This is a genomic window from Mycobacterium sp. NGS48 (assembly GCF_059812585.1).
This window is the reverse complement of the sequence record NZ_JCALCY010000001.1, coordinates 293,681-316,634: the sequence shown is the minus strand read 5'-3', so window position 1 is coordinate 316,634 and position 22,954 is coordinate 293,681. Positions and strand designations below refer to the sequence as shown.

Annotated in this window: 23 protein-coding genes; 11 read left to right on the top strand and 12 right to left on the bottom strand. The window is 65.0% G+C overall.

What is annotated here, in order from left to right:
* The first annotated feature begins 97 nt into the window (after positions 1 to 97).
* Together ramB and AC5Y42_RS01495 are read left to right on the top strand one after the other, a co-directional pair.
* On the top strand, positions 98 to 1,513 hold the full coding sequence (gene ramB, locus AC5Y42_RS01500) for an acetate metabolism transcriptional regulator RamB (protein ID WP_499895243.1): 1,416 nt from the start codon (positions 98 to 100) through the stop codon (positions 1,511 to 1,513).
* The gene (locus AC5Y42_RS01495; protein ID WP_499895241.1) at positions 1,510 to 2,061 is read left to right on the top strand and encodes a carboxymuconolactone decarboxylase family protein; all 552 of its coding nucleotides are present in this window, start codon (positions 1,510 to 1,512) and stop codon (positions 2,059 to 2,061) included. Before ramB ends, AC5Y42_RS01495 begins: the two co-directional genes overlap by 4 nt.
* Here AC5Y42_RS01495 and AC5Y42_RS01490 read toward each other — a convergent pair.
* The 7 genes from AC5Y42_RS01490 to exaC all read right to left on the bottom strand — a co-directional run bounded on the left by AC5Y42_RS01490 (position 2,052) and on the right by exaC (position 8,269).
* Complete coding sequence (locus AC5Y42_RS01490; RefSeq protein ID WP_499895239.1) at positions 2,052 to 2,324, bottom strand: hypothetical protein; 273 nt, start codon at positions 2,322 to 2,324, stop codon at positions 2,052 to 2,054. The genes AC5Y42_RS01495 and AC5Y42_RS01490 overlap by 10 nt on opposite strands.
* Positions 2,325 to 2,328: 4 nt before the next feature.
* The gene (lpdA, locus tag AC5Y42_RS01485) at positions 2,329 to 3,723 is read right to left on the bottom strand and encodes a dihydrolipoyl dehydrogenase (protein ID WP_499895238.1); all 1,395 of its coding nucleotides are present in this window, start codon (positions 3,721 to 3,723) and stop codon (positions 2,329 to 2,331) included.
* A gap of 32 nt (positions 3,724 to 3,755) precedes the next feature.
* On the bottom strand, positions 3,756 to 4,988 hold the full coding sequence (locus tag AC5Y42_RS01480; RefSeq protein WP_499895236.1) for a fatty acid desaturase family protein: 1,233 nt from the start codon (positions 4,986 to 4,988) through the stop codon (positions 3,756 to 3,758).
* Positions 4,989 to 5,172: 184 nt separating this feature from the next.
* Entirely contained in the window at positions 5,173 to 5,826 is a 654-nt protein-coding gene (locus AC5Y42_RS01475) for a hypothetical protein (protein ID WP_499895234.1), read from the bottom strand.
* 46 nt (positions 5,827 to 5,872) lie between these two features.
* Positions 5,873 to 6,154: a putative holin gene (locus AC5Y42_RS01470; RefSeq protein WP_499895233.1), complete on the bottom strand. Its 282-nt coding sequence runs from the start codon at positions 6,152 to 6,154 to the stop codon at positions 5,873 to 5,875.
* Positions 6,155 to 6,184: 30 nt separating this feature from the next.
* Complete coding sequence (locus AC5Y42_RS01465; RefSeq protein ID WP_499895231.1) at positions 6,185 to 6,661, bottom strand: DUF779 domain-containing protein; 477 nt, start codon at positions 6,659 to 6,661, stop codon at positions 6,185 to 6,187.
* Between the two features lie 84 nt (positions 6,662 to 6,745).
* On the bottom strand, positions 6,746 to 8,269 hold the full coding sequence (gene exaC, locus AC5Y42_RS01460; RefSeq protein WP_499895230.1) for an acetaldehyde dehydrogenase ExaC: 1,524 nt from the start codon (positions 8,267 to 8,269) through the stop codon (positions 6,746 to 6,748).
* 56 nt (positions 8,270 to 8,325) lie between these two features.
* On the opposite strand from exaC, the gene AC5Y42_RS01455 reads away from it, so the two are divergent.
* Together AC5Y42_RS01455 and AC5Y42_RS01450 are read left to right on the top strand one after the other, a co-directional pair.
* The gene (locus tag AC5Y42_RS01455) at positions 8,326 to 10,386 is read left to right on the top strand and encodes a prolyl oligopeptidase family serine peptidase (protein ID WP_499895229.1); all 2,061 of its coding nucleotides are present in this window, start codon (positions 8,326 to 8,328) and stop codon (positions 10,384 to 10,386) included.
* Positions 10,387 to 10,423: 37 nt separating this feature from the next.
* A complete protein-coding gene (locus AC5Y42_RS01450) occupies positions 10,424 to 11,080 on the top strand; it encodes a DedA family protein (RefSeq protein WP_499895227.1) in 657 nt (218 codons plus the stop codon).
* On the opposite strand, the gene AC5Y42_RS01445 is transcribed toward AC5Y42_RS01450, so the two are convergent.
* Both AC5Y42_RS01445 and AC5Y42_RS01440 read right to left on the bottom strand, forming a co-directional pair.
* Positions 11,077 to 12,390, bottom strand: coding sequence for a sensor histidine kinase (locus AC5Y42_RS01445; protein ID WP_499895822.1), 1,314 nt, complete (start codon positions 12,388 to 12,390; stop codon positions 11,077 to 11,079). The genes AC5Y42_RS01450 and AC5Y42_RS01445 overlap by 4 nt on opposite strands.
* Positions 12,391 to 12,458: 68 nt before the next feature.
* Entirely contained in the window at positions 12,459 to 13,781 is a 1,323-nt protein-coding gene (locus AC5Y42_RS01440) for an NAD(P)/FAD-dependent oxidoreductase (RefSeq protein WP_499895225.1), read from the bottom strand.
* Between the two features lie 163 nt (positions 13,782 to 13,944).
* Here AC5Y42_RS01440 and AC5Y42_RS01435 point away from each other — a divergent pair, with 163 nt between their 5' ends.
* The 3 genes from AC5Y42_RS01435 to AC5Y42_RS01425 are packed head-to-tail and all read left to right on the top strand — an operon-like array spanning position 13,945 to position 15,460.
* Positions 13,945 to 14,169: a FitA-like ribbon-helix-helix domain-containing protein gene (locus tag AC5Y42_RS01435; protein WP_499895224.1), complete on the top strand. Its 225-nt coding sequence runs from the start codon at positions 13,945 to 13,947 to the stop codon at positions 14,167 to 14,169.
* Positions 14,166 to 14,555: a type II toxin-antitoxin system VapC family toxin gene (locus AC5Y42_RS01430; RefSeq protein ID WP_499895223.1), complete on the top strand. Its 390-nt coding sequence runs from the start codon at positions 14,166 to 14,168 to the stop codon at positions 14,553 to 14,555. Before AC5Y42_RS01435 ends, AC5Y42_RS01430 begins: the two co-directional genes overlap by 4 nt.
* Positions 14,556 to 14,557: 2 nt before the next feature.
* Positions 14,558 to 15,460, top strand: a complete 903-nt coding sequence (locus AC5Y42_RS01425) for a crotonase/enoyl-CoA hydratase family protein (protein ID WP_499895221.1) — start codon at positions 14,558 to 14,560, stop codon at positions 15,458 to 15,460.
* A gap of 1 nt (position 15,461) precedes the next feature.
* On the opposite strand, the gene AC5Y42_RS01420 is transcribed toward AC5Y42_RS01425, so the two are convergent.
* From AC5Y42_RS01420 to AC5Y42_RS01410, 3 genes are all read right to left on the bottom strand, one after another.
* Entirely contained in the window at positions 15,462 to 16,058 is a 597-nt protein-coding gene (locus AC5Y42_RS01420) for a fasciclin domain-containing protein (RefSeq protein WP_499895220.1), read from the bottom strand.
* A 174-nt stretch (positions 16,059 to 16,232) separates the two neighbouring features.
* Positions 16,233 to 17,972 (bottom strand): cytochrome c biogenesis protein DipZ, encoded by a 1,740-nt coding sequence (locus tag AC5Y42_RS01415; RefSeq protein WP_499895218.1) that lies wholly within the window; start codon positions 17,970 to 17,972, stop codon positions 16,233 to 16,235.
* A gap of 133 nt (positions 17,973 to 18,105) precedes the next feature.
* Complete coding sequence (locus tag AC5Y42_RS01410; protein WP_499895217.1) at positions 18,106 to 18,768, bottom strand: fasciclin domain-containing protein; 663 nt, start codon at positions 18,766 to 18,768, stop codon at positions 18,106 to 18,108.
* Between the two features lie 130 nt (positions 18,769 to 18,898).
* On the opposite strand from AC5Y42_RS01410, the gene AC5Y42_RS01405 reads away from it, so the two are divergent.
* The 4 genes from AC5Y42_RS01405 to AC5Y42_RS01390 are packed head-to-tail and all read left to right on the top strand — an operon-like array spanning position 18,899 to position 22,933.
* Positions 18,899 to 20,188 (top strand): NAD(P)/FAD-dependent oxidoreductase, encoded by a 1,290-nt coding sequence (locus tag AC5Y42_RS01405; protein ID WP_499895215.1) that lies wholly within the window; start codon positions 18,899 to 18,901, stop codon positions 20,186 to 20,188.
* Complete coding sequence (locus AC5Y42_RS01400) at positions 20,182 to 20,880, top strand: DUF1365 domain-containing protein (RefSeq protein ID WP_499895214.1); 699 nt, start codon at positions 20,182 to 20,184, stop codon at positions 20,878 to 20,880. Before AC5Y42_RS01405 ends, AC5Y42_RS01400 begins: the two co-directional genes overlap by 7 nt.
* A complete protein-coding gene (locus AC5Y42_RS01395) occupies positions 20,877 to 22,145 on the top strand; it encodes a class I SAM-dependent methyltransferase (RefSeq protein WP_499895213.1) in 1,269 nt (422 codons plus the stop codon). The genes AC5Y42_RS01400 and AC5Y42_RS01395 overlap by 4 nt, the downstream gene beginning before the upstream one ends.
* A gap of 17 nt (positions 22,146 to 22,162) precedes the next feature.
* Entirely contained in the window at positions 22,163 to 22,933 is a 771-nt protein-coding gene (locus AC5Y42_RS01390; RefSeq protein ID WP_499895821.1) for a DUF1295 domain-containing protein, read from the top strand.
* Positions 22,934 to 22,954 lie beyond the last annotated feature (21 nt).

Genomic DNA, 22,954 nt, shown 5'->3' with positions numbered 1-22,954 from the left:
CCCTCAGCAAATCATGCCAAACCAGCAAGGTGGCGCGCCAATCTACGCAGCTGCCAAGTCTGCGAAGCCCACCTTCACAACCCGGTAACCTGATCGGGTGTCCAAGACATTCGTCGGCTCGCGCGTTCGGCAGTTGCGCAGCGAACGCGGGTTCAGCCAGGCGGCGCTGGCCCAGATGCTGGAGATCTCGCCCAGTTACCTCAACCAGATCGAGCACGATGTACGACCTCTGACGGTGGCCGTGCTGCTACGGATCACCGAGGTTTTCGGCGTCGACGCGACGTTCTTCGCCTCTCAGGACGACACCCGGCTGGTCGCCGAGCTGCGCGAGGTGACCATGGACCGTGACTTGGACATCGACGTCGACTTGCCCGAGGTCGCCGAACTGGTCAGCGCCCATCCTGGGTTGGCCCGCGCGATGGTCAACCTGCACCGGCGCTACCGGATCACCACCGCACAACTGGCCGCGGCTACCGAAGAGCGGTTCTCCGACGGCAGCGGCAGCGGGTCGATCACCATGCCGCACGAAGAGGTGCGCGACTACTTCTACCAGCGCCAGAACTATCTACACGAGTTGGATACGGCGGCAGAGGATCTCACCGTGCGGATGCGGATGCACCGCGGTGAGCTGGCCGTCGAGCTGGCCAACCGGCTCACCGACGTGCACGGTGTGCACGTCAACCGACGTATCGATCTGGGCGAGGCGGTGCTGCATCGCTATGATCCGGACGCCAAGACGCTGGATATCAGCAATCACCTGTCGTGGGGGCAGCGGGTATTCAAGATGGCCGCCGAATTGGCGTATCTGGAGTTCGGAAACCTCATCGACACCATGGTCACCGACGGCAAGTTCACCAGTGAGGAGTCGCGCAAGCTGGCTCGGCTGGGCCTGGCCAACTACTTCGCCGCCGCCACTGTATTGCCTTACCGGCAGTTTCACGACAGCGCCGAGAATTTCCGCTACGACATCGAGCGGCTCTCGTCGTTCTACCGCGTCAGTTACGAGACCATCGGGCATCGCCTGTCCACCCTGCAGCGGCCGTCGATGCGCGGCGTGCCGTTCTCGTTCGTCCGAGTCGACCGCGCGGGCAACATGTCAAAGCGTCAGTCCGCCACCGGGTTTCACTTCTCGTCCAGCGGCGGGACCTGTCCGCTGTGGAATGTCTACGAGACGTTCGCCAATCCCGGCAAGATTTTGGTGCAAATCGCTCAGATGCCCGACGGCCGCAATTACTTGTGGGTGGCCCGCACCGTGGAACGGCGCGCGGCGCGGTATGGTCAGCCCGGTAAAACCTTCGCGATCGGACTGGGCTGCGAATTGCGGCACGCCCACCGGCTCGTCTACTCGGAAGGACTCGACTTGTCGGGGGATGTCGCCACACCGATCGGCGCGGGCTGCCGGGTCTGCGAGCGCGACAACTGTCCCCAGCGGGCGTTCCCCGCGCTGGGCCGCGCATTGGACCTCGATGAGCACCGCAGCACGGTGTCGCCCTACCTGGTGAAGCAACCGTGAGTGCCGAGGTGGGTCGCATCCCGTCGGGGCGGTTCCGCGAATTGGGCCCGATCAACTGGGTGCTGGCCAAGCTGGGCGCGCGTACGGTTCGGGCACCGGAGTTTCATTTGTTCACCACCCTGGGTCAACGTCGACTGCTGTTCTGGGCATGGGCGTTTTACGGGGCCCGACTGCTACGCGGCCGGCTGCCGGCGGTGGACACCGAGTTGGTGATTCTTCGAGTCGCGCATCTACGTGCGTGCGAGTACGAGCTGCAACATCACCGTCCGATCGCACGCCGGCGCGGGCTGGATGCGCAGACCCAGGAGGCCATCTTCGGCTGGCCCGAAGCGTCCGAGGGCCTTAACGATCGACAGCAGGCGCTGCTGCGTGCCACCGACGACTTCATCAACAACCGCACGATCAGCGACGAGGTCTGGCAGCAGTTATCCGCTCATCTCGATCGCCGCCAATTGATCGAATTCTGCTTGCTGGCAGCACAATACGATGGACTGGCCGCCACCATGTCGGCCCTCGAGATCCCGCTGGACCACCCAGATCACATGTAAGTGGCGGCCAGTACCGCCAGGGACAGCACAACCGGAAGAATCGGTAGGCCGAACACAAACGCGGCCAGCGGGTAGTTGCGCCGCTCACGTTGCCGTCGCCCCCACAGCACGGCCCAGATCGCCAACAGCACAGAGAGTCCCAACGCGACCAGGCTCCAGCGGCTCACCGTGGTGACGGCGTTGCCGACCGTCATCGCCACCAACCACGCGATGTAGCCGACGGCCGCGCCGCCAACCACACCCCACACCGACTCGGTACCCACTGGTTTAGAAATTGATCATGTGACCGGTCAAGCCGTGGAAGCATTCCTGCAGCGCCTCGGACATCGTCGGATGCGTATGCACGTTGCGCGCCAACTCAGTTGCGGTCAGGTCCCACTTCTGCGCCAGTGTGAGCTCCGGCAGCAACTCCGACACGTCATGGCCGATCAGGTGCCCGCCGAGCAGTTCGCCGTATTTCGCGTCGGCGACCAGCTTGACGAACCCGCTGGGATCGCCGAGCCCGTGTGCTTTGCCGTTAGCGGTGAACGGGAACTTGGCGACTTTGACGTCATACCCTTCGTCGCGGGCCTGCTGCTCGGTGAGCCCGAAGCTGGCCACCTGGGGTTGGCAGAACGTCGCACGCGGCAGCATCCGATAGTCGCCAAGCGCCAAAGTCTCTGCACCGGCGATGGTTTCGGCGGCGACGACGCCCTGCGCCTCCGCGACGTGCGCCAGTTGCAGCAGCCCGGTGACATCACCGATGGCATAGATGTGCGACACGGACGTCCGCATGTAGTCGTTGATGCCGATCGCTTTGCGATCGGTCAGCGCCACCCCGGCCGCCTCCAGGCCGTAACCTTCCACATTGGGGGCAAAGCCGATGGCCTGCAACACCTTATCGGCCTTGAGTTCCTCCGTGTTGCCGTCCTTGCTGACCGTGACCGTCACCTGTGATCCGTCGTCGGAGATCGAGTCCACCTTGGTGCCCGTGCGGACTTTGACACCCAGCTTCTTGAACTGCTTCTCGATCTCCTTGGACACTTCGGCGTCTTCGTTGGGCAGGGCCCGCGGCAAAAATTCGACGATGGTGACGTCGACCCCGTAGTTGGCCAGTACGTAGCCGAACTCCATGCCGATGGCACCGGCCCCGGCGATGACGATCGACGCCGGCAGCTCCCGGGACAGGATCTGCTCCTCGTAGGTGACCACGTTCTGGCTCAGCGACGTGCCCGGCACCAGCCGAGTGCTGCTGCCGGTCGCAATGATTGCGTTGTCGAAGGTGACCTGTTCGGTCCCGCCGTCGTTGAGCTCGACCGACAGCGTGTTGGCATCGGTGAACCTGCCGTATCCGTGGATCTCGGCGATCTTGTTCTTCTTCATCAGGAAGTGCACACCGGCAACCCGGCCGTCGGCCACCTTGCGGCTGCGGTCGTAGGCAATGCCGTAGTCGAACCCGGCCTCGCCGCTGATCCCGAAGGTCTTGGCCTCTTTGGTGAAGATGTGGGCGAGTTCGGCGTTGCGCAGCAACGACTTGGACGGGATGCAGCCGACGTTGAGGCACACTCCCCCCCAGTATTTGGGTTCGACGACTGCGGTGTTCAACCCCAGCTGGGCGGCGCGGATCGCGGCGACGTAACCGCCGGGGCCGGCTCCGAGGACGACGACGTCATAGTGGGTCACGGCACTACAGTAACGGGCCGTCCCGGCCTTGATTAGGCGGCCAACTGACGGCGCCCATGCCTGCGGGCGAATATTGCGGTCGCCAATCCACTTCGTCGCACATCGCCCCCGACCCCTGATGATTCGGAAGTTTTCGAGTCATTGCGGAATTTGTCCTCCGACGCGGTCTCTGGTGCGTCGTGGGAGGTGGCGGACAGAAATCGGTCCGGCAGTGCCAGTTTGCAGATGGTGCGCACGGTCAGCAGGTACTGGCGAAGCAACGACCCGGTCGTGTAGGGCAGGTCGTAGGCGGCGCACAAGACGCGCACCCGTTCGGCGATCTCCGGGTACCGATTGCTCGGTAGACCAGGAAAGAGGTGGTGCTCGATTTGGTAGCAGAGGTTGCCACTCATGAACGCCAGTACCGACCCGGCCCGGAAATTCGCGGTCCCCAACATTTGCCGGAGATACCATTCGGGCTTCGTCTCGCTCTCCAGCACTGACGGGGTGAACTTCTCCGCTCCGTCCGCGAAGTGACCGCAGACGATCACGATGTACGCCCACGCATTGCGCAGTCCATTGGCCACCACGTTGGCCCCGAGCGTGCGGCGCCACCGCCGAAGGCTCAGCGCGGGAAAGAGGACATAGTCCTTGACGACTTGGCGTGCGATCTTGCGGACCAGCGCCCGTTTGTGGGCGGCTTTACCGGCCTCTGTCGTTTCATAGTCCTGCACCGAATACAAGCCGTGCACCGCGACGCCCCATTCGAAGGCCATCGCCAGCAGCACCGCGTACAACGGCTGCAGCAATGCCGCCGGTCGCCAGTCCTGGTCCCGAGTCACTCGCATGATTCGGAATCCAAGGTCCTCGTCCACGCCGACGACGTTCGCAAACACGTGGTGCCGGTGGTTGTGAGAGGACCGCCACTGCGACGAGGGACCGACCATGTCCCATTCCCACGTACTGGAATGGATTTCTGGGTCGTTCATCCAATCCCATTGGCCGTGAATAATGTTGTGGCCGAGTTCCATGTTCTCGATGCACTTCGCCGCGGCCAGGGCCGTGGTTCCGACCGCCCAGCCGAACTTGCCTTTGCTCCCGACGATGGCCAGTCTCGCGGCGACCTCGAGGCAACGGTGAAAAGTGATGACGCGCTTGATGTATGCGCGATCCTTGGCACCGCGCGAAGCCTCGATTTCGCAACCGATCGCCTCCAGCGCGACGCCGAGCTCCTTGATGTCCGCATCGCTCAAATGGGCGTATTCAGGTACGTCGGTGATAGCCATCGACGTTCAGCGCACGCAGCAGAGAAGGTTCGGGTACCGCAGCATCTCGCGTCACGTCCGATCTAGTAGGTGATGTATCACGGGCGTGAGGCGAGGTCCGGCGACCAGTTCAACACCGTCGGTGTAGACCATAGACCACTGGGGCCGACCCCACCGAAGCTGGGATGCAATCGTGACTTGGCGCTCAGTACGGGATGATCCCGGCCAGGCAGTGGCCGCCCTGCTGGTACTGCACCTGGCAGTAGTAGTGACCGTATAACGGGGAAGCGGCGGCAGCCGACGCGAACACTGCCGACATCACCGCGATCGCCAACGCCGAAACGAGCGGCCTGCTCGGCACCATCGCCATCATCAACCCGACGACCGTGCACACCACGACGTAGATCAGCACGACGAACACGGCGGGTGTTTTGTCGGGCAGCGAGTACCACCAGGAGAACAGGGCTACGCCGATCACCGCTGCCGGGATCCACACCGCGACGATCACCAGGACCAGCTGCCACCACTTCAGGTAGTAGTAGCGGCCGGGCACCGTCACGGAATGCGCGGCGGGCGGAATCGGCTCCGACGCGAACTCGGCGGGCGGCGCGGCGGGTGCGCCGCTCGACTGCACCGGAATGGCCTCGATCGAGGGCGCATCCTCCGCTCCCAGCTCGGTCCTCGGCCCGGCCGGCACCGCAGACTCGGGCGGAACGGCGGGCGGCAGCTGTGTCGTGGGCTCCGCCGGTGATGGATCCGGTGCTGCGGGCTTGGGTTTTCGTCGCCACCGTCGGCGGGGCCGACCCGACGTCGGCGGTTCGTCGGCCCAGGGCTGTGCACCGGTGTCGAAGGTCGGCACGTACGGTTCGGTCTGCGGCAGCGATTCGCGGCCGTCGCGGTCCTGGTCAGGCAGAAGCCATCACCACCTCAATGGCGACGAGCGCACCAAACCAGCCGGGCGCCAGCGCCAGCGCGCAGACGCCCACTGCTGTGGCCCAGCGTCGTCTCAAGAGCAGGATCATCAGCAGCCCGATCACGGTGGGCACCCCGAGCACCAACCCGATGACGACATCGGGCCGGACCGGTGTCCGAACCAGCACCGTCGCCGCGATAGCGGCCACCAATCCGAGCGCGGTGCCGACCAGCATCGCGCTGGTCAGCAGCCATGGACGGGGCAGCGGGATCATGCTTTCCCACGTTACTGCGGTGGCTACTGGCTACCGCGGTACCGGTCCGGCGCGTCCCGTCGGTATTGGGCATGCGTCAGTGGCCTCGGTGACCACCGGGCTGCGTTCCGGCGGGCGCTGACCGCGGGCGTAGCCGGCGCCGGTAATCACTGGTGCGGCGGCCAGTTCGGTGTTCTCGGCGTCGGTGAAGGCCCGCCCGCGAGACAGGAATCGCATTCCCTCCGGAGCTTCCAGGCTGAACCCGCCGCCGCGGCCGCGCACCACGTCGATCGCGAGCTGGGTGTGCTTCCATGCCTGAAACTGCGGGCCGGAGATCCACACCGGCACTCCGTCTCCCACGTCAAGCAGGCCCAACAACACGTCACGGTCGCCGACGATGAAATCCCCGTCGGGATAGCACATCGGCGACGACCCGTCGCAGCAGCCGCCGGACTGATGGAACATCACCGGGCCGTGCCGCTGGGTCAGCTGCTCCAGCAGGTTGGCGGCAGCGGCGGTGATCACCACGCGGTGCGTTATGGAGCCGCTCCTCCTGCCCTTTTCAGATCGCACTGCCCTGTCTATCGTCCTATCGTCGCCGGCGCGCGGTCATCAGAAGAAGCCGAGCGCCTTGTCTGAGTAGGACACCATCAGGTTCTTGGTTTGCTGGTAGTGCTCGAGCGCCATCTTGTGACACTCCCGGCCGAACCCGGATTGCTTGTAGCCGCCGAACGCCGCGTGCGGTGGATACACGTGATAGCAGTTGACCCACACCCGGCCGGCCTTGATGTCGCGGCCGGCGCGGTAGGCGGTGTTGCCGTCGCGGCTCCATACCCCGGCACCCAGGCCGTAGAGGGTGTCGTTGGCAATTCCCATCGCGTCGTCGTAGTTGTTGAACGACGTGACCGCCACGACCGGGCCGAAAATCTCTTCCTGGAAGATCCGCATTTTGTTGTGGCCGGAGAAGATCGTCGGCTGCATGTAGTAGCCGCCCGCCAAGTCACCGCCGAGCTCGGCGCGCTCGCCGCCGGTGACGACTGTGGCGCCTTCGCCCTTGCCGATTTCGATGTAGGACAAGATCTTTTCCAACTGATCGTTGGAAGCCTGTGAGCCCAGCATGGTCTCGGTGTCCAGCGGGTCGCCCTGCCGCACCGCCTTGGTGCGGATCGCCGCGAGCTCCAGGAACTCGTCGTAGATGTCGGCCTGGACCAGGCTGCGCGACGGGCAGGTGCACACCTCGCCCTGGTTGAGGGCGAACATGGTGAAACCCTCCAGCGCCTTGTCCTGGAAGTCGTCGTTGGCCGCCATCACATCGGAGAAGAAGACGTTGGGGCTCTTGCCGCCGAGCTCCAGGGTGACCGGGATCAGATTCTGGCTGGCGTATTGCATGATCAATCGGCCGGTGGTGGTTTCCCCGGTGAATGCGATCTTGGCGATCCGATCGCTCGACGCCAGCGGCTTGCCCGCCTCAGCGCCGAATCCGTTGACCACGTTGACCACACCCGGCGGCAGCAGGTCGCCGATCAGGCTCATCAAGTAGAGGATGGAGGCCGGGGTCTGCTCCGCCGGTTTGAGTACGACGGTGTTGCCGGCAGCGATCGCCGGCGCCAGCTTCCAGGCCCCCATCAGGATGGGAAAGTTCCACGGAATGATCTGCCCGACCACGCCCAATGGCTCGTGGAAGTGGTAGGCAACGGTGTCGTCGTCGATCTGCGAGAGCGAACCCTCCTGGGCCCGGATCGCGGCGGCGAAGTACCGGAAATGGTCGGCGGCCAACGGGATATCGGCGGACAGCGCCTCCCGGATGGGTTTGCCGTTGTCCCAGGCTTCGGCCAGCGCCAGGTTGTCCCGATTGGCGTCGATGCGGTCGGCGATCTTGGCCAGGATCGCCGCGCGCTGCGCTGGGGGGGTCTTACCCCACGCCGGTGCGGCACCGTGCGCGGCGTCGAGCGCTTTGTCGATGTCGGTTTCGTCGGAGCGGGGCACCTCGCAGAAGGTCTGACCGGTCACCGGCGTCGGGTTCTCGAAATAGCGGCCCTGGGCCGGCGCCACCCACTCGCCCCCGATGAAGTTGTCGTACCGGGATTCAAAGCTCATCAGCGCGTCTGCAGATCCCGGACGTGCGTAGACGGTCATCGGATCAACTCCTCGTTTCACGGTGTTACACAGCTCACAGTACCGCTGCGGTCACAATGACTTCCATGCCTGATGACGAGCTGGACGACCCGTATCTGTGGCTGGAGGACATCGCCGGCGACGACGCGCTGGACTGGGTGCGCGCGCGCAACGAACCGACCGTCGACGAGTTCTCCGGTGAGCAGTTCGAGCAGATGCGCGCCAAAGCTCTGGAGGTGCTCGACACCGATGCCCGCATCCCGTATGTGCGGCGCCGCGGCGAATACCTGTACAACTTCTGGCGCGACGCCGCCAACCCCCGAGGTCTGTGGCGGCGCACCACCTTGGAGAGCTACCGCAGCGACGCCCCGGAGTGGGATGTGCTGATCGATCTCGACGAGCTGGCCGGCGCCGATGACGAGAGTTGGGTGTGGGCCGGCGCGCAGGTCATCGAACCCGATCACAGCCGCGCCCTGGTCAACCTGTCCCGTGGCGGCTCCGACGCGGCGATCGTTCGTGAATTCGACATGGCGACATGTCAATTCGTTACCGGCGGGTTCGAGTTGCCGGAAGCCAAGTCGCAAGTCAGCTGGCTTGAGCCGGATACCCTGCTGGTGGGCACCGACTTCGGTGCTGACTCGCTGACCGAATCAGGCTACCCGCGGGTCGTCAAGCGATGGCACCGCGGCACGCCACTGACGGCCGCCGAAACCGTCTTCGAGGGGTCGCGCGCAGATGTCGCCGTGTCGGCGGGAGCCGACCGCACACCGGGTTTCGAGCGCACCTTCGTCAACCGCGCCGTCGACTTCTTCAACGACGAGGTCTACGAACTGCGCGGCTCCCCGGATGGTTCAGAGTTCATCCGCATCGACGCGCCGACCGACGCGACGGTGTCCGTGCACCGGAAGTGGCTGTTGATCGAATTACGCACCGACTGGTTCACCGGCAGCGCGTCGTATGGGGCGGGCTCGCTGCTGGCCGCCGGCTATGACGAATTTCTGGCCGGCACAGCGGAGTTACGGGTGGTGTTCGAGCCCGACGAGCACACCAGCCTGCACCACTACGCGTGGACGCGTGATCGGCTGGTGATCGTCACGCTCGCCGATGTGGCCAGTCGCGTCGAGATCGTCACGCCGGGCAGCTGGGAGCGCCGTCCGGTGACCGACGTGCCGGCCAATACCAACACCGTGATCGTGGCGGCCGATGACACCGGTGACGAGATTTTCCTGGACTCCAGCGGATTCGACACCCCGTCGCGATTGCTGCAGGGACCCGTCGACGGTCCGCTGCACGAGGTCAAGGCCGCCCCGGCCTTTTTCGACTCCGAGAACCTCAGCGTCACCCAGCATTTCGTGTCATCGCTGGACGGCACGTCGATCCCCTACTTCGTCGTACGGCCCGCCGATGCGAAGGGTCCCACGCTGCTGGGTGGCTACGGCGGATTCGAAGTGACCCGCACCCCCGGCTACGACGGGGTGCTGGGCCGGCTGTGGCTGGCCCGCGGCGGCACCTATGTGCTGGCCAACATCCGCGGCGGCGGCGAATACGGTCCGGGCTGGCACACCCAGGCGATGCGCGCAGGCCGGCACAAGGTGGCCGAGGACTTCGCGGCGGTGGCAGCCGATCTGGTGGTCCGCGGCATTACCACGGTGGCGCAACTGGGCGCGCAGGGCGGCAGCAACGGCGGACTGCTGATGGGCATCATGTTGACCCAATACCCGCAGCTGTTCGGCGCGCTGGTGTGCCAGGTGCCGCTACTGGACATGCGGCGCTACCACCTACTTCTGGCCGGGGCGTCCTGGATGGCCGAATACGGCGATCCCGACGATCCCGCGGACTGGGAGTTCATCTCGGAATACTCGCCGTATCACCATATTTCGCCTGACCAGCAGTATCCGCCGGTGCTGATCACCACGTCTACCCGCGACGACCGGGTGCATCCGGGGCATGCCCGCAAGATGACCGCCGCACTGGAAACGGCCGGGCACCGGGTCTGGTACTACGAGAACATCGAGGGCGGCCACGCCGGCGCGGCCGACAACAAGCAGATCGCGTTCAAGTCCGCGCTCTGCTTCGCATTTTTGTGGCGGATGCTGGGCGGCGACGAGAGCAGCTGCGCCAGCAAAGTACTCGATTGACGTCTGATAGCACTGCTTTTCGGGCACTCTTGCGTTCATGTCTGCGCAGCTGCCCGGGATCCTGCAATCGCTGGCCTCCGTTCTGGACCGTCACGGCTATGCAGCCGTAGTGGCTCTGGTCGGTGTGGAGGGCTTCGGCATTCCGGCGCCTGGCCAAACCGTCTTGATCGCTGCAGGAATCTATGCCGGAGCCGGACGGCTGAACTTGGCCGTCGTGCTGGCGTTGGGATTGTTGGCTGCCGTCGTCGGTGACAACGTCGGCTATGCCATCGGTCATTACGCCGGCCGGCCGTTGGTACTGCGCTTCGGTCGCTACATATTCCTGACCGAGGACCGGCTCGCCACGGCCGAGCGCTTCTTCGCCAAGCACGGCAACGTCGTCGTACCGGTCGCCCGGTTCATCGATGGACTGCGGCAGGTCAACGGAGTGGTGGCCGGTCTGGCGCACATGCGTTGGTGGCGCTTTCTGGCGTACAACGTGCTGGGAGCCATCGCGTGGGTCAGCCTTTGGGTTCTCGTCGGCTATGTGGCCGGCGACCACATCGCCGCGATTTACACCGAATTCCAGCGCTACGAAAAGTATTTTTTGGCCGCGTTGGCCGCTGTCGTGATCGCCGTGCTCATCCGGTGGCTGATCAAACGTCGGCAACGCCACTCCCCTGCCGCCGACAACTGCGGAAACAGGACGCGCTAACCGTCGTGCGTTCCGGGCAGCCGTAACACCAGACGCGCTCCGCCCAGCGAGCTGGTCTCCAATGCTGCGCTGCCGCCGTGTAGTTCGGCCTGCTGGGCGACCAGCGCCAGCCCTAGCCCCGAGCCTGACCGCGACGCCGTCGACCCGCGGGAGAACCGTTCGAAGACCGCGGCACGTTCTTCCTCGGGCACGCCACTGCCGTTGTCGTCGATCGCGAGTTCTACGCCGTAGGCGGAACTGGTTGCACTGAGCAGGATTTCGGTGGCGCCACCGTGCTTGACCGCGTTGGCGATCGCGTTGTCGACTACCAGCCGCAGCCCGACCGGCAGCCCCACCATCAACACAGTGGGCGAGGGCACCAGCGACACGTTCACTTCGGGATAGGCCCGAACCGCGTCGTGCGCCGCGCGATCCAGCAATTCGGTGATGTCGAACGGGACGAAATCGTCGACAGTGGTCAGTTCACTTTGGGCCAGCCGTTCGAGCGCCGACAGCGTCGCCTCGATCCTGCCCTGAGTGCGGATGACGTCGCCAACGACTTCCGTGCGCTGCTCGGCGGGCAGTTCGAGGGTCGACAGCACCTCCAAGTTGGTGCGCATGGCGGTCAACGGCGTGCGCAGTTCGTGGGAGGCAACCGCGGCGAAGTCACGCGCGGATTCCAAGGCCGCTTTGGTGCGTTGCTGCTCTTTGCCGATGCGGGCCAGCATCCCCTCGACCGCCTCGGCGATTTCCACCGCCTCTTGCACGCCGCGGACCTGGACTTCGTCGGGGTTGGACTGGGCGTTGATGGCTCGCGCCTGCTGCGCCAGCAGCCGGAATGGATTGACCATGATCAGCGAGATGACCCAGCCGACAAGGACCGTGCCGACGATGACGCCGCCGCAGATCAGCAAAACCCGCAGATGCAGTTCGTTGACTCGATTCTGGGCTTCGGCCAACGGCGCGCCGAGCGCAATGGAGGCATGGCCGGCGGTGAAGGTGCGGACTCGGTATTCGACGCCGTTGATGGTGGTATCGGCGTAGCCGTTGTCGAGTTTTGGCAACACGATGTCGCTGGGCACCGATACGGTCGCGGGCCCGATGCGCGCGGTGCGCACCAGGTCGCCGTTTGGGGTGGGCTGATCGCTGTTGGGGTTACTCAGCAGGGTGCTGATATCGCCCAAGCTGCTTACCGAGTCCAGTCGCCGGTCCAGCTGGTTGTGTTGATCGTTGGTCACGCCGATCCACACCCAGGCGCCGAGGGTCAGGACCAGGATGACCACCGAGAGCGCGGCGATGAAGACAATGGTGCGTAGCGACAACATTCGCATCAGCAGCCGTTGCAGCCGATGCAAGCGAGTGTCCGGCTCCACGGAGGACATCTTGCCCGATGTCAGCGTTACCGTCGCTCCCAGGCCGTATCGGACATGCCAGGCGGCTGTAGGCGTCGTTGCCGGCCTTGCCGCGCGTTTTGTTTTCCGGCACCGACGATCTCCTTCACGGTTGCCACGATCTGGCTGGGTTCGTCTCGGAATGCCCCCAGCGCGGCACGGGCGAGCCTTGCCGGGGCGAACAACTGCGAAGGACGAACATCGTGGTTCATCACCTGGAAGAGCATTCGGGTGGCCTCGGGGTCGGCCGCGATTTCCCGCAGCACGCTTTTAATCAATGGAGAAACCGCCCCTGGTGCGCCGACATTGCGTGCATACCAATACATTTCGTAGGCATCGTCGTCGCGCCATCGCCACCACCGTTGCGCCGCAATGTCTAGACTGCTGTTGCCAACCCCATCGATGATGGCCGTCGCGAGCTTATCGGCCTGGCGCAGCGCGTCGGCGATCCCTTGTCCCGGCGCAGGATCCTTGAAGTGCCCGGCGTCGCCGACGAGCACCCAGCCGGGGCCGGCGGCCTGCCGGAAATAGCCGTACCAGTTGCTGACGACCCGGATCGGGCCGACGCGACGGCTGTCGGCGAGGAGATCTGCCAGCTCCGGCCATGCCCGGATTGCCGTGGCGAAGTTGGCGTCGCGGTCGCGGTGAAATTTGGCCTGGTCGGTCATATCGATCCCGATCGCGGCCATGTACAGATCCCCGTCGGTGGGGCCGGCCAGGAATCCCACGGCCCGCTGGCGACCGAGCCTTGCGTGCCCGTCCCGGTTATCGACGCCTTCGAAATACGCCCAGGCGTACAACTTTCCGGGCGGCGTGACGTGGTACTCGCGGGCGCCCACGCAGGAGGCGATCGTCGAGTGCCGGCCATCGGCCCCCACCACCAACCGCGCATGAACCGGCCCGGCGGATGTCTCCACGCCGGTTACCCGGCCGTCGTCGGTGATCAGTTGTGTGACCCGGCAACCGGTGCGCACCTCCGCGCCGGCCGCGGCGGCGGCTTCGACCAGCAGCGCATCCAACGTCACGCGCCGAACGCATAACGCGGGGCACGGAGCTACCTGCTGATCGACCGTCGCGTCGATCCGAACGTCATCGTTGATCAGGGTGAGTCGATCGAGCGGCATTGCACCGGCCGCCAGGATCCCGTCGAGCAGGCCATGCCGGTCCAGCATCTGGACACCGCAGGGCTGAATCATGTGCGTCGAGGGAGTCTCGGACGGAAACCGGGCCCGGTCGAGCACACACACGTTCAAGCCCTGCCGCGCCAGCATCGTCGCCAGCGGGGATCCCGCACACCGGGCGCCGACGATCGCCACGTCGAACCGGTTCATGCTGCACCATCGCTACCACCGGCAACCGTCATGCAGAGACCCTACATAAAATTAAGCCAATTGTAAGAATAATAAGGGGATTTTAAATGTGCGGGAACCTGTGTTCCTGACCTGGCAGTGTACATATGGTGGGGCACACCCAAATTTGGTGTAGGTTTCGGTGGTGAAGGTCATCCAGATCCGCAATGTTCCCGACGAGGTGCATCGCACGCTGCGCACGCGGGCGACCGCCGCGGGAATGTCGCTGTCGGACTACCTACTTGATGAACTTGTGCGCGTGGCCGACCGGCCGGCCGTCGCCGATGTCCTAGCCCGGTCAAGCCGACGCAGCGGTGGCGCCAATGCAGGTGCGATCGTCGACGCGGTCCGCACCGGGCGCGATCGGTGATCGTCGTAGACACATCGGCACTCATCCATGCCGTTCTGGCCCGCCCGTCCAACCCCGGGTTGCTGGCCCGGCTGTCCGATGACAACGACCTGCATGCTCCGCACCTCATCGATGTCGAAATTCTCCATGCGCTGCGCCGTTTGGCACTGACGCGAGCCGCGGACGACGCACGATTGGAGGATGCTCGCGCCGACATCCACGACATCACCTTGACCAGGTATCCGCTGGGTCCCCTCGCTGATCGCGTGTGGGGGCTGCGCCATCATTTGACGGCATACGACGCCGTGTTCATCGCGTTGGCGGAGGCCCTGGAGGCGCCGCTGATCACCTGTGATCGCCGGCTGGCTCGAGCTCATGGGCACCATGCAGATGTGGAGGTGTTCTGACTATGCCAACACCCGAATTCGAGACGCTGCTGTACACGACGGCTGGTCCGGTCACCACCATCACCCTGAACCGCCCCGAGCAGCTCAACACCATCGTGCCGCCGATGCCCGATGAGATCGAGGCCGCCGTCGGGCTCGCCGAACGCGACCCGGAGATCAAAGTGATCGTGTTGCGCGGTGCCGGGCGGGCGTTCTCCGGCGGCTACGACTTCGGTGGGGGTTTCCAGCACTGGGGCGAAACGATGATGACCGACGGCCGGTGGGATCCGGGCAAGGATTTCGCGATGGTCAGCGCCCGCGAAACGGGGCCGACCCAGAAATTCATGGCGATTTGGCGGGCGTCCAAACCGGTGATCGCGCAGGTCCACGGCTGGTGCGTTGGCGGAGCCAGCGATTACGCGCTGTGCGCCGACCTCGTCATCGCCAGCGAGGACGCCGTGATCGGCACCCCGTACAGCCGGATGTGGGGCGCATACCTGACCGGCATGTGGCTCTATCGGCTCAGTTTGGCCAAGGTCAAGTGGCATTCGTTGACCGGCCGGCCGCTGACCGGTGTGCAGGCCGCCGAGGTCGAGCTGATCAACGAGGCGGTGCCGTTCGAGCGGCTGGAGGGCCGCGTCGGCGAAATCGCCGCCGAGCTGGCGCGAATCCCGTTGTCGCAGTTACGAGCTCAGAAGCTCATTGTCAACCAGGCATACGAGAACATGGGTCTGGCGTCGACGCAGATGCTCGGCGGCATCCTCGACGGCTTGATGCGCAACACTCCCGATGCGCTGGAGTTCATTCAGACCGCCGCCACCGACGGGGTGCGCGCCGCCATCGAGCGCCGCGACGGGCCGTTCGGCGACTACAGCCAGGCCCCGCCGGAGCTGCGGCCCGACCCGTCGCACGTCATCACGCCGTGACTTACTGCCCCGGTGGCATCATCACGGTGTCGATCATGTACACCGTAGCGTTGGCGGTGGGCACCCCGCCACAGACCACGCCAGCGTTGCCGACTCTGAGGCCGTCACCCGAGCCGGTCACGTTCACCGGCGCACCCTGAACCGTGTTGTGTGAGCCGTCGACCTGGGTTGGACTCAACTGGCCAGGAACGACGTGATAGGTCAGGATGCTGTTCAACGTACTTGCGCCCTCCGGGGTCTTGAGCTGGTCGATCGTGGACGCCGGCAGCTTGTTGAACGCGGCGTCGGTCGGCGCAAACACCGTGTACTGACCGTTGTTGAGGGTGTCGACCAGGTTCACCTGCGGGTTGAGTTGGCCGGACACCGCCGCGGTCAGCGTGGTGAGTTCCGGATTGTTGGACGCGGCCACCGCCACCGGGTCCTGCGACATTCCGGCCACCGACGCGGGACCGTCGGGGTGTAGCGCCGCATAGTCTGCGCATCCCGCGCCGATCAAATTAGGCGCCGCCGCCGCAGGTGCGGAGGTGGCCACCGCAAAACCTACGATGCTGGCCGCCGCCAAGCTGGTTGCGTTGATCGCTTTGTTGTGAACTTTCATCGAATTCCGGCTCTCTTCAGGGTGATGGTTCTACGCCGCACGGGTAGCCCTCTGACACCCCTTATTCGGAGCCACCAGCGTGCCGGATCGGTTGCCTGCCATCTTGATGACGACCCGTCCCCCGCAAGCGAACGGTGCCCCCAGCGCCCGGCTTCGCCGCGCTTGCGATCGCCACTATCCGTAAGTGAACGAATACACGGTCAGCCCTTGGCCAGGACGCACTTCCAATGTGTCGCGGATCGCCTCGCCGCCCGCCACGATCTGATGTGAGGTCGGCGGTCCGCTGATCGGCACGGTGGTCGTTGTGCCGTCGCGGATCACCGAGATGGAACCGGTGCCGCCGACCACGAGGTAGACGTTTTTCGCGTGGTAATTGAGTTCGACGGCCGAAGCGCCGTCCTGCGCCGTCGCGCCCTGGTAGTCCAACGCCCACGAACCCCGCAGGGCGAAGGAATCGTTCGGCAGCGACGGCGGGTAGTCGAATGTCGCCGAACCCTCGTCGTAGACGCAAGCACCGGCGTAGTTGACTTGCTTGCCCACTCCGAGATACGTCTCGGGAGTGAGGCCGTGCGGCGGTGTGGTGTCGGGCGCGTCGACTGGCGCAGGCAATGTGATTCCCGGCTGGGCGTCAACGAGCAGTTGGCGAATCAATTTTTCGGTACCGTCGTAGTCGCCCTCACCGAATTTGATGTGCCGCACGGTGCCGCCGGCGTCGATCAAATATTCGGCGGGCCAGTAACGGTTGCGATAGTTCGTCCACGTGGAGTAGCCGTTGTCCAACGCAATCGGATAGGTGATACCCAGATCGGCGGCACCTTTTTTGACGTTGCCGGCGACCTTTTCGAATGCGTACTCGGGGGTATGCACGCCGATCACGTCGAAACCCTTGTCCCGGTAGGCCTGATACCAGCCCTCGACGTGCGGAATGGCGCGTTGACAGTTGATGCAGGAATACGCCCAGAAGTCGACGAGCACTACCCTGCCGCGCAATGAGCGCAGGTCGATCGGCTTGCCCCCGCCCGTATTCAGCCACCCGGCAATGTTTTTGATGTCAGGGGCAGGACCGCAGTTCTGCAGCGTCGGCGCGCCGTTTGCACAGTTGCCCAGTTGTCTGTTCTGGTCGGTGACGATGCCGCCGAGGTTGAGCCTTTCCTGGATCTGCTGATCGCCGCCGAGCTGGCTTTGCAGCGAGGCGGTGTAATCGGGGATGGCTCGCTGCAGCATTGCGGGCAGGTTGAGCACCAGCGCCACCGCCAACAGGATGGTCACGATGCCTGCCGCGATGCGGATTTCGCGCTGCCGGCGCCGAAATGCGCTGACCCGCTCGGCCACTCGCTGACCGGCCAGCGCGAAGAACAACAGTGGCGCCGCGGCACCCACCGCGAATGCAACGGTGAGCACGACGGTGTCCAGGCCGATCGTCGCGGTGGCACCGGCAACCACGATGGCGGCGAGAACGGGCCCGGCACACGGGACGTAAAGCACTCCCAGCGCCAGACCGAGACCGAATCCGTTTGCACCGGTAGCGATGTGAATTTGCGGCACGCGGGAGAACGGCCGCTCCAATAGCTGCTCGAGGCGAGGAAAAATCAGGCCCAGCCCGATTACCACCAACGCGACCAGCGCGACCCAGCGAATCGCGTCCTGCGGCAAGTGCAGCAGCGACAGCAATGCCGAGCCGAGCAAGGTGACCACGGTGAAGCTGCACACCAGGCCGCCGATCACCCAGTACGGCCGCTGAGACAAGCGCTTCGGCTTGACCGCGACCGCTATCCCACCGCCCGGGCCGGCCGACTCATCCTCGGCAGTGCGCTGAGTGCCGGAAAAGAAGATCACCGGCAGGACCGGAAGTATGCACGGCGATATGCCGGTCACGAAGCCTCCGACCAGCCCGATCAGCGCAAGCGTCACCATGTCAGGTATTCGCAGCCAGGCCCGTGTTGGATCGCATTCACACACCACAAGTTTCGCTGCGTGACCAACCCGTTAAAGGCGACAAGGCAGCCCGCGAGTGCGAGCTGCCTTGTCTGGCGGCGGTGTCAGACCGTCACGGAGCGGGCGGCATCAGCACCGTGTCGATCATGTACACCGTCGCGTTGGCGGTGTGCACCCCTCCGCACACCAAGCTCGCGTCGTTGACCTTGAGGTCGTTGCCTTGGCCGCTGACCGTGGCCTCGGCGCCCTGCAGGGTCTTGTGAGCGCCGTCAACCTTCGCCGGGCTGAGCTGACCCTGTACCACGTGATAGGTCAGGATGCTCGTCAACTTGTCGGAGTTGGTCTTGAGCTCGTCGATGGTCGCGGCGGGCAGCTTGTCGAATGCCGCGTTGGTCGGCGCGAACACCGTGTACTGGCCGTTGTTGAGCGTGTCGACCAGGTTCACGTTGGGGTTCAGCTGGCCCGAGAGCGCCGATGTCAACGTGCTCAACATCGGGTTGTTCGATGCGGCCGTCGCGACTGGGTCTTGCGCCATCCCCGCTACCGAAGCCGGGCCGGTCGGGTGCAGAGCCGCGTAGTCGGCGCATCCCGAGCCAATCAGATCCGCCGCGGGATCCACTGTTGCGCCGGTGGTAGCCGGCGCCGCCGAGCTGGTGACCGGACTCGCGCTGGTCTGCTTCTCAGACTCGGATTTGTCGTTCGCACACGCCGAAAACCCCACGGCAGCGATCGCCGCCAGGGTGATCGCCAGTGCCCTGGACTGAACGTCCTTCATTCCGATTCGGCTCCTTAGTCAAGGCGGCAACGCCGCCGCTTACGGGTCGGACAGTTCTGATTCGGAGTGACCGCCCTCACGGATGGGTGGACGAGGCCATCCTTTTGGTCGCCTTCTCCGAATAGCTGATGTGCAACAGTCATCCGCGCGCTCGGTGGCGGTGATCGGCAGCGGTGTCGCCGGCCTGACCGCCGCCTACGCCCTGTCCGGACGGGATCGGGTCACGCTGTATGAGGCCGACACCCGGCTCGGCGGTCATGCGCACACGCATGTCATCGAGCGCGACGACGGCACCATCGTGAACGTCGACTCGGCGTTCCTGGTGCACAACGACCGCACTTACCCGACGCTGTGCCGATTGTTCGACAACCTCGGAGTGGCGACCCAGGAGTCGGAGATGTCGATGTCGGTGCGCGCCGACGCCACCGGCCTGGAATACGCCGGCGCCCTCGGTATCGGCGGACTGTTCGCGTGTCCGCAAGCGGCCCGACCGCGTTATCTCTTCATGCTCGCCGAGATCGTTCGGTTTCACCGCGCCGCGACCCGGCTACTAAGCGCCGACCACGACGATTTGGAAACGCTGGAAGCCTTCCTGCGCCGGCACCGCTTCTCGGCGTTCTTCGTCGAGCACTTCATCACACCGCTGGTGGCGGCGGTGTGGTCGTGCGGCTCCGACGACGCGCTGCGCTACCCAGCCCGCTATCTGTTCGTGTTTCTGGGGAACCACGGCATGCTGTCGGTGTTCGGCTCACCGACTTGGCGCACGGTGACCGGCGGTTCGCAACGCTATGTACAGGCCATCGCGTCCCGGGTGCATGACGTCTGCACCGCTACGCCGGTGCACTCGCTGCGCCGGCTGCCCAACGGGGTGATCGTGCAGGCCGGCGTCGAACCGCCGCGGCATTTCGACGCCGCGGTCATCGCGGTGCACCCCGACCAGGCGCTGCTGCTGCTCGACAACCCATCGGCATACGAGCGGGCCGTCCTCGCGTCGATTCCGTATTCGACCAACCGCGCCCAACTACACACCGACGAGTCGGTGCTGCCGCGGCACCGGCGTGCCCGCGCCTCATGGAATTACCTGATCACCGCCGGCAGCGACCCAGTTGTGGTCACCTACGACGTCAGCAGGTTGATGCGCATCCAGGCCAACCGCCGATTCCTGGTCACACTCGGCGGCCACGGCCGGATCGATCCGCGATCGGTGATCGCGGAAATGACCTACAGCCATCCGCTGTATACAGCGGAATCCGTTGCCGCGCAACGGCTGTTGCCGACCCTCGATGACGATCGGGTGGTGTTCGCCGGTGCCTACCACGGGTGGGGGTTCCACGAGGACGGCGCGGCGTCGGGGCTGCGGGCGGCCCAGCGACTGGGCGCCGATTGGCCGGCACGAACTGAGCAGGCGATGGCGTGCTGACCCCGGCGATTTACCGCACCACCATTACCCACTGCCGGCAGGCGCCGGTGCGTCACTCGTTCGAATACCGCAGCTACAGCTGGTATATCGACATCGACGAGTTGCCGGCACTGCCGTGGTGGCTGCGGCCGTTCGCCCGGTTTCACGCCCACGACCACTTCACCGGTGCTCCCGGCGCCTCGCTGCGCGAGCGGGTCGACACCTTTCTCGCCGAGCACGACGCGTCGTTAGCGGGCGGACGAGTGACCGCGCTGCTCCAGGCACGAGTGCTGGGCTACGTGTTCAATCCGATCAGCGTCTTCTGGTGCCATGACGGCGACGGCGCGCTGCGGCACGTGATCGCCGAGGTGCACAACACCTACGGGAAGCGCCACGCTTACCTGCTGCCGCCGGCGAACACACCGGTACTCGTCACCAAGAAGTTTTACGTGTCGCCGTTCAATCCGGTGACGGGTCATTACCAGGTGCTGGCGCCGCGCCCCGACCGGCGGGTGCACGTCGTGGTGACACTGCACGGCGATGGACGACCGGCATTCGTCGCGACGTTGCGCGGGACACGACAGCCGGCAACCGTGGGGCACGTCGCGCGGATGCAGTTGCTCTCGCCGCTAGCGCCCCTGATGGTCGCCTTGCGCATCCGTCTCCAAGGAATCAGATTGTGGTTGCGCAAAGTTCCGGTGGTCTCACGATGAGTGTTGCTTGCGGAACTACCTCGGCGGCAATAGATTCCGCCCGTTGGCCAGCGGTGGCCAGGGTGCCTTCCGGTCCGGTTGCCCTGGCATCCGCGATGGTTGCCGACCGGCTGCTGCGCCGCACGGCGGCATACCTGCCGCTGCGGCTCCGCTATCCCGACGGCACTGTGATCGGCGGCGGCGAGCCGTCGTCGCCGGCGCTGGTGATCAACCGCCCGGGCCGGCTTGCCCGCCGGATCGGACGCCGTGGCCTGATCGGGTTCGGCGAGTCCTATATGGCTGGCGAGTGGGAGTCGGACAATCTCACTGGTGTGCTGACGATCTTGGCGACGGAGGTGGGGGATCTGGTACCGCGCGCGCTGCAGTGGCTGCGACCGATCGTGGTGGCCGCCCGGCCGGGGTCGCAGCACCGCAACCGGGCACAGGCCCGCCGTGACGTCGCCGCGCATTACGACCTGTCCAACGATCTGTTCGGCGAGTTCCTCGACGAGACCATGACCTACTCCAGCGCGCTGTTCTCTGAGCTGCCGGCCTCGTGGTCGGACCTCGCCGACGCGCAACGGCGCAAAATCGACCGGCTGCTCGATGCGGCCGGCGTTCGGTCGGGTAGCCAAGTGCTCGAAATCGGCACTGGGTGGGGCGAACTGTGCATCCGCGCTGCCCAGCGCGGAGCACACGTCCGCTCGGTGACGCTATCGAGCGCACAACAGCGATTGGCGCGGCAGCGAGTCGCGGCGGCCGGGCTGTCCGGGCAAGTCGAGATCGACCTGCGCGACTATCGTGATGTCGGCGGAAACTACGATGCGGTGGTCTCGGTCGAAATGATCGAGGCGATCGGGTTTCACGCCTGGCCGGAATATTTTCGAACCCTCGAGCGCCTGCTGACGCCGACCGGCCGGATAGCGCTTCAGGCGATCACCATGCCGCACGTCCGCATGCTGGCCACCCGCAGAACCCACACCTGGATCCAGAAGTACATCTTCCCGGGCGGGCTGATCCCGTCCGCTGAAGCCATTCAGGGCATCGCCGCGCGGCACACCGATTTACGCACCGTCGACATGCACTCGCTGCGCCCGCACTATGCCGAAACGTTGCGCCTGTGGCGGGAACGATTCATGCAGCGACGAGTTACCCTGTCACACATCGGCTTCGACGCGGTCTTTGCCCGGATGTGGCAGTTCTATCTGGCATACGCCGAGGCCGGATTCCGGTCGGGATACCTCAACGTCTACCAATGGACATTCGCGCGCGGAGATGCCCGGTGAACCTCACTACTTTTGCCATCGTCTGCGGTGCGTCGATCGCGGTGATCGCGGTAATCCAGGCGGCCGCATTCGCGATCGGACGGCGCATCGGCCGCTACAACGTCGTCGACGTCGCCTGGGGAATCGGCTTCATCGCCGTCGCGGTCGTCGCCGCGGTGCTGGGCAACGGCGACGCCTCCCGCCGCTGGCTGTTGCTGGCGCTGGTCGCGGTTTGGGGAACGCGGCTGAGCTGGCATATTCACCGCAAGACGGCCGGCAAAGCCGAGGACCCCCGCTACGCCGACATGCTCCGCGGCGCCTCGCTGGGCCAGGTTGTGCTCAAGGTCTTCGCGCTGCAAGGTTTTGCAATCTGGTTCGTCGCGTTGCCCTTGCAACTCTCAGCCGTCACGGGGCCCACACCGAAGCCGTTGCTGGCGCTCAGTGTGGCCGGCATGCTGCTGTGGACAGTTGGCGTCACCTTCGAAGCCGTCGGGGACCGCCAACTGCAGGTGTTCAAAGCCGACCCCGAGCATCACGGAAAGGTGATGGACCGCGGCTTGTGGGCGTATACGCGTCACCCGAATTATTTCGGCGACGCTTGCGTGTGGTGGGGTTTGTGGCTGATCACGATCACCGGTTGGTGGTCGTTGGCGACAATACTGTCCCCGCTGCTCATGACCTACTTTCTGGTATATGCCACCGGCGCTCGGCTGGCCGAGAAGTATATGGCCGGCCGTCCCGGATTCGGCGAATACCAGCAACGGACATCGTTTTTCATACCACTTCCGCACCGATCAGCCGGAAAATGACGACCGTCGTGGCGGAGAGGA

Coding starts and splice junctions, on each gene's coding strand:
- AC5Y42_RS01480 (WP_499895236.1), bottom strand. CDS start 4,988: ATGGCTATCACCGACGTACCTGAATACGCCCATTTGAGCGATGCGGAC.
- AC5Y42_RS01470 (WP_499895233.1), bottom strand. CDS start 6,154: ATGATCCCGCTGCCCCGTCCATGGCTGCTGACCAGCGCGATGCTGGTC.
- exaC (WP_499895230.1), bottom strand. CDS start 8,269: ATGACCGTCTACGCACGTCCGGGATCTGCAGACGCGCTGATGAGCTTT.
- AC5Y42_RS01455 (WP_499895229.1), top strand. CDS start 8,326: ATGACTTCCATGCCTGATGACGAGCTGGACGACCCGTATCTGTGGCTG.
- AC5Y42_RS01450 (WP_499895227.1), top strand. CDS start 10,424: ATGTCTGCGCAGCTGCCCGGGATCCTGCAATCGCTGGCCTCCGTTCTG.
- AC5Y42_RS01445 (WP_499895822.1), bottom strand. CDS start 12,390: ATGCGAATGTTGTCGCTACGCACCATTGTCTTCATCGCCGCGCTCTCG.
- AC5Y42_RS01440 (WP_499895225.1), bottom strand. CDS start 13,781: ATGAACCGGTTCGACGTGGCGATCGTCGGCGCCCGGTGTGCGGGATCC.
- AC5Y42_RS01425 (WP_499895221.1), top strand. CDS start 14,558: ATGCCAACACCCGAATTCGAGACGCTGCTGTACACGACGGCTGGTCCG.
- AC5Y42_RS01420 (WP_499895220.1), bottom strand. CDS start 16,058: ATGAAAGTTCACAACAAAGCGATCAACGCAACCAGCTTGGCGGCGGCC.
- AC5Y42_RS01415 (WP_499895218.1), bottom strand. CDS start 17,972: ATGGTGACGCTTGCGCTGATCGGGCTGGTCGGAGGCTTCGTGACCGGC.
- AC5Y42_RS01410 (WP_499895217.1), bottom strand. CDS start 18,768: ATGAAGGACGTTCAGTCCAGGGCACTGGCGATCACCCTGGCGGCGATC.
- AC5Y42_RS01395 (WP_499895213.1), top strand. CDS start 20,877: ATGAGTGTTGCTTGCGGAACTACCTCGGCGGCAATAGATTCCGCCCGT.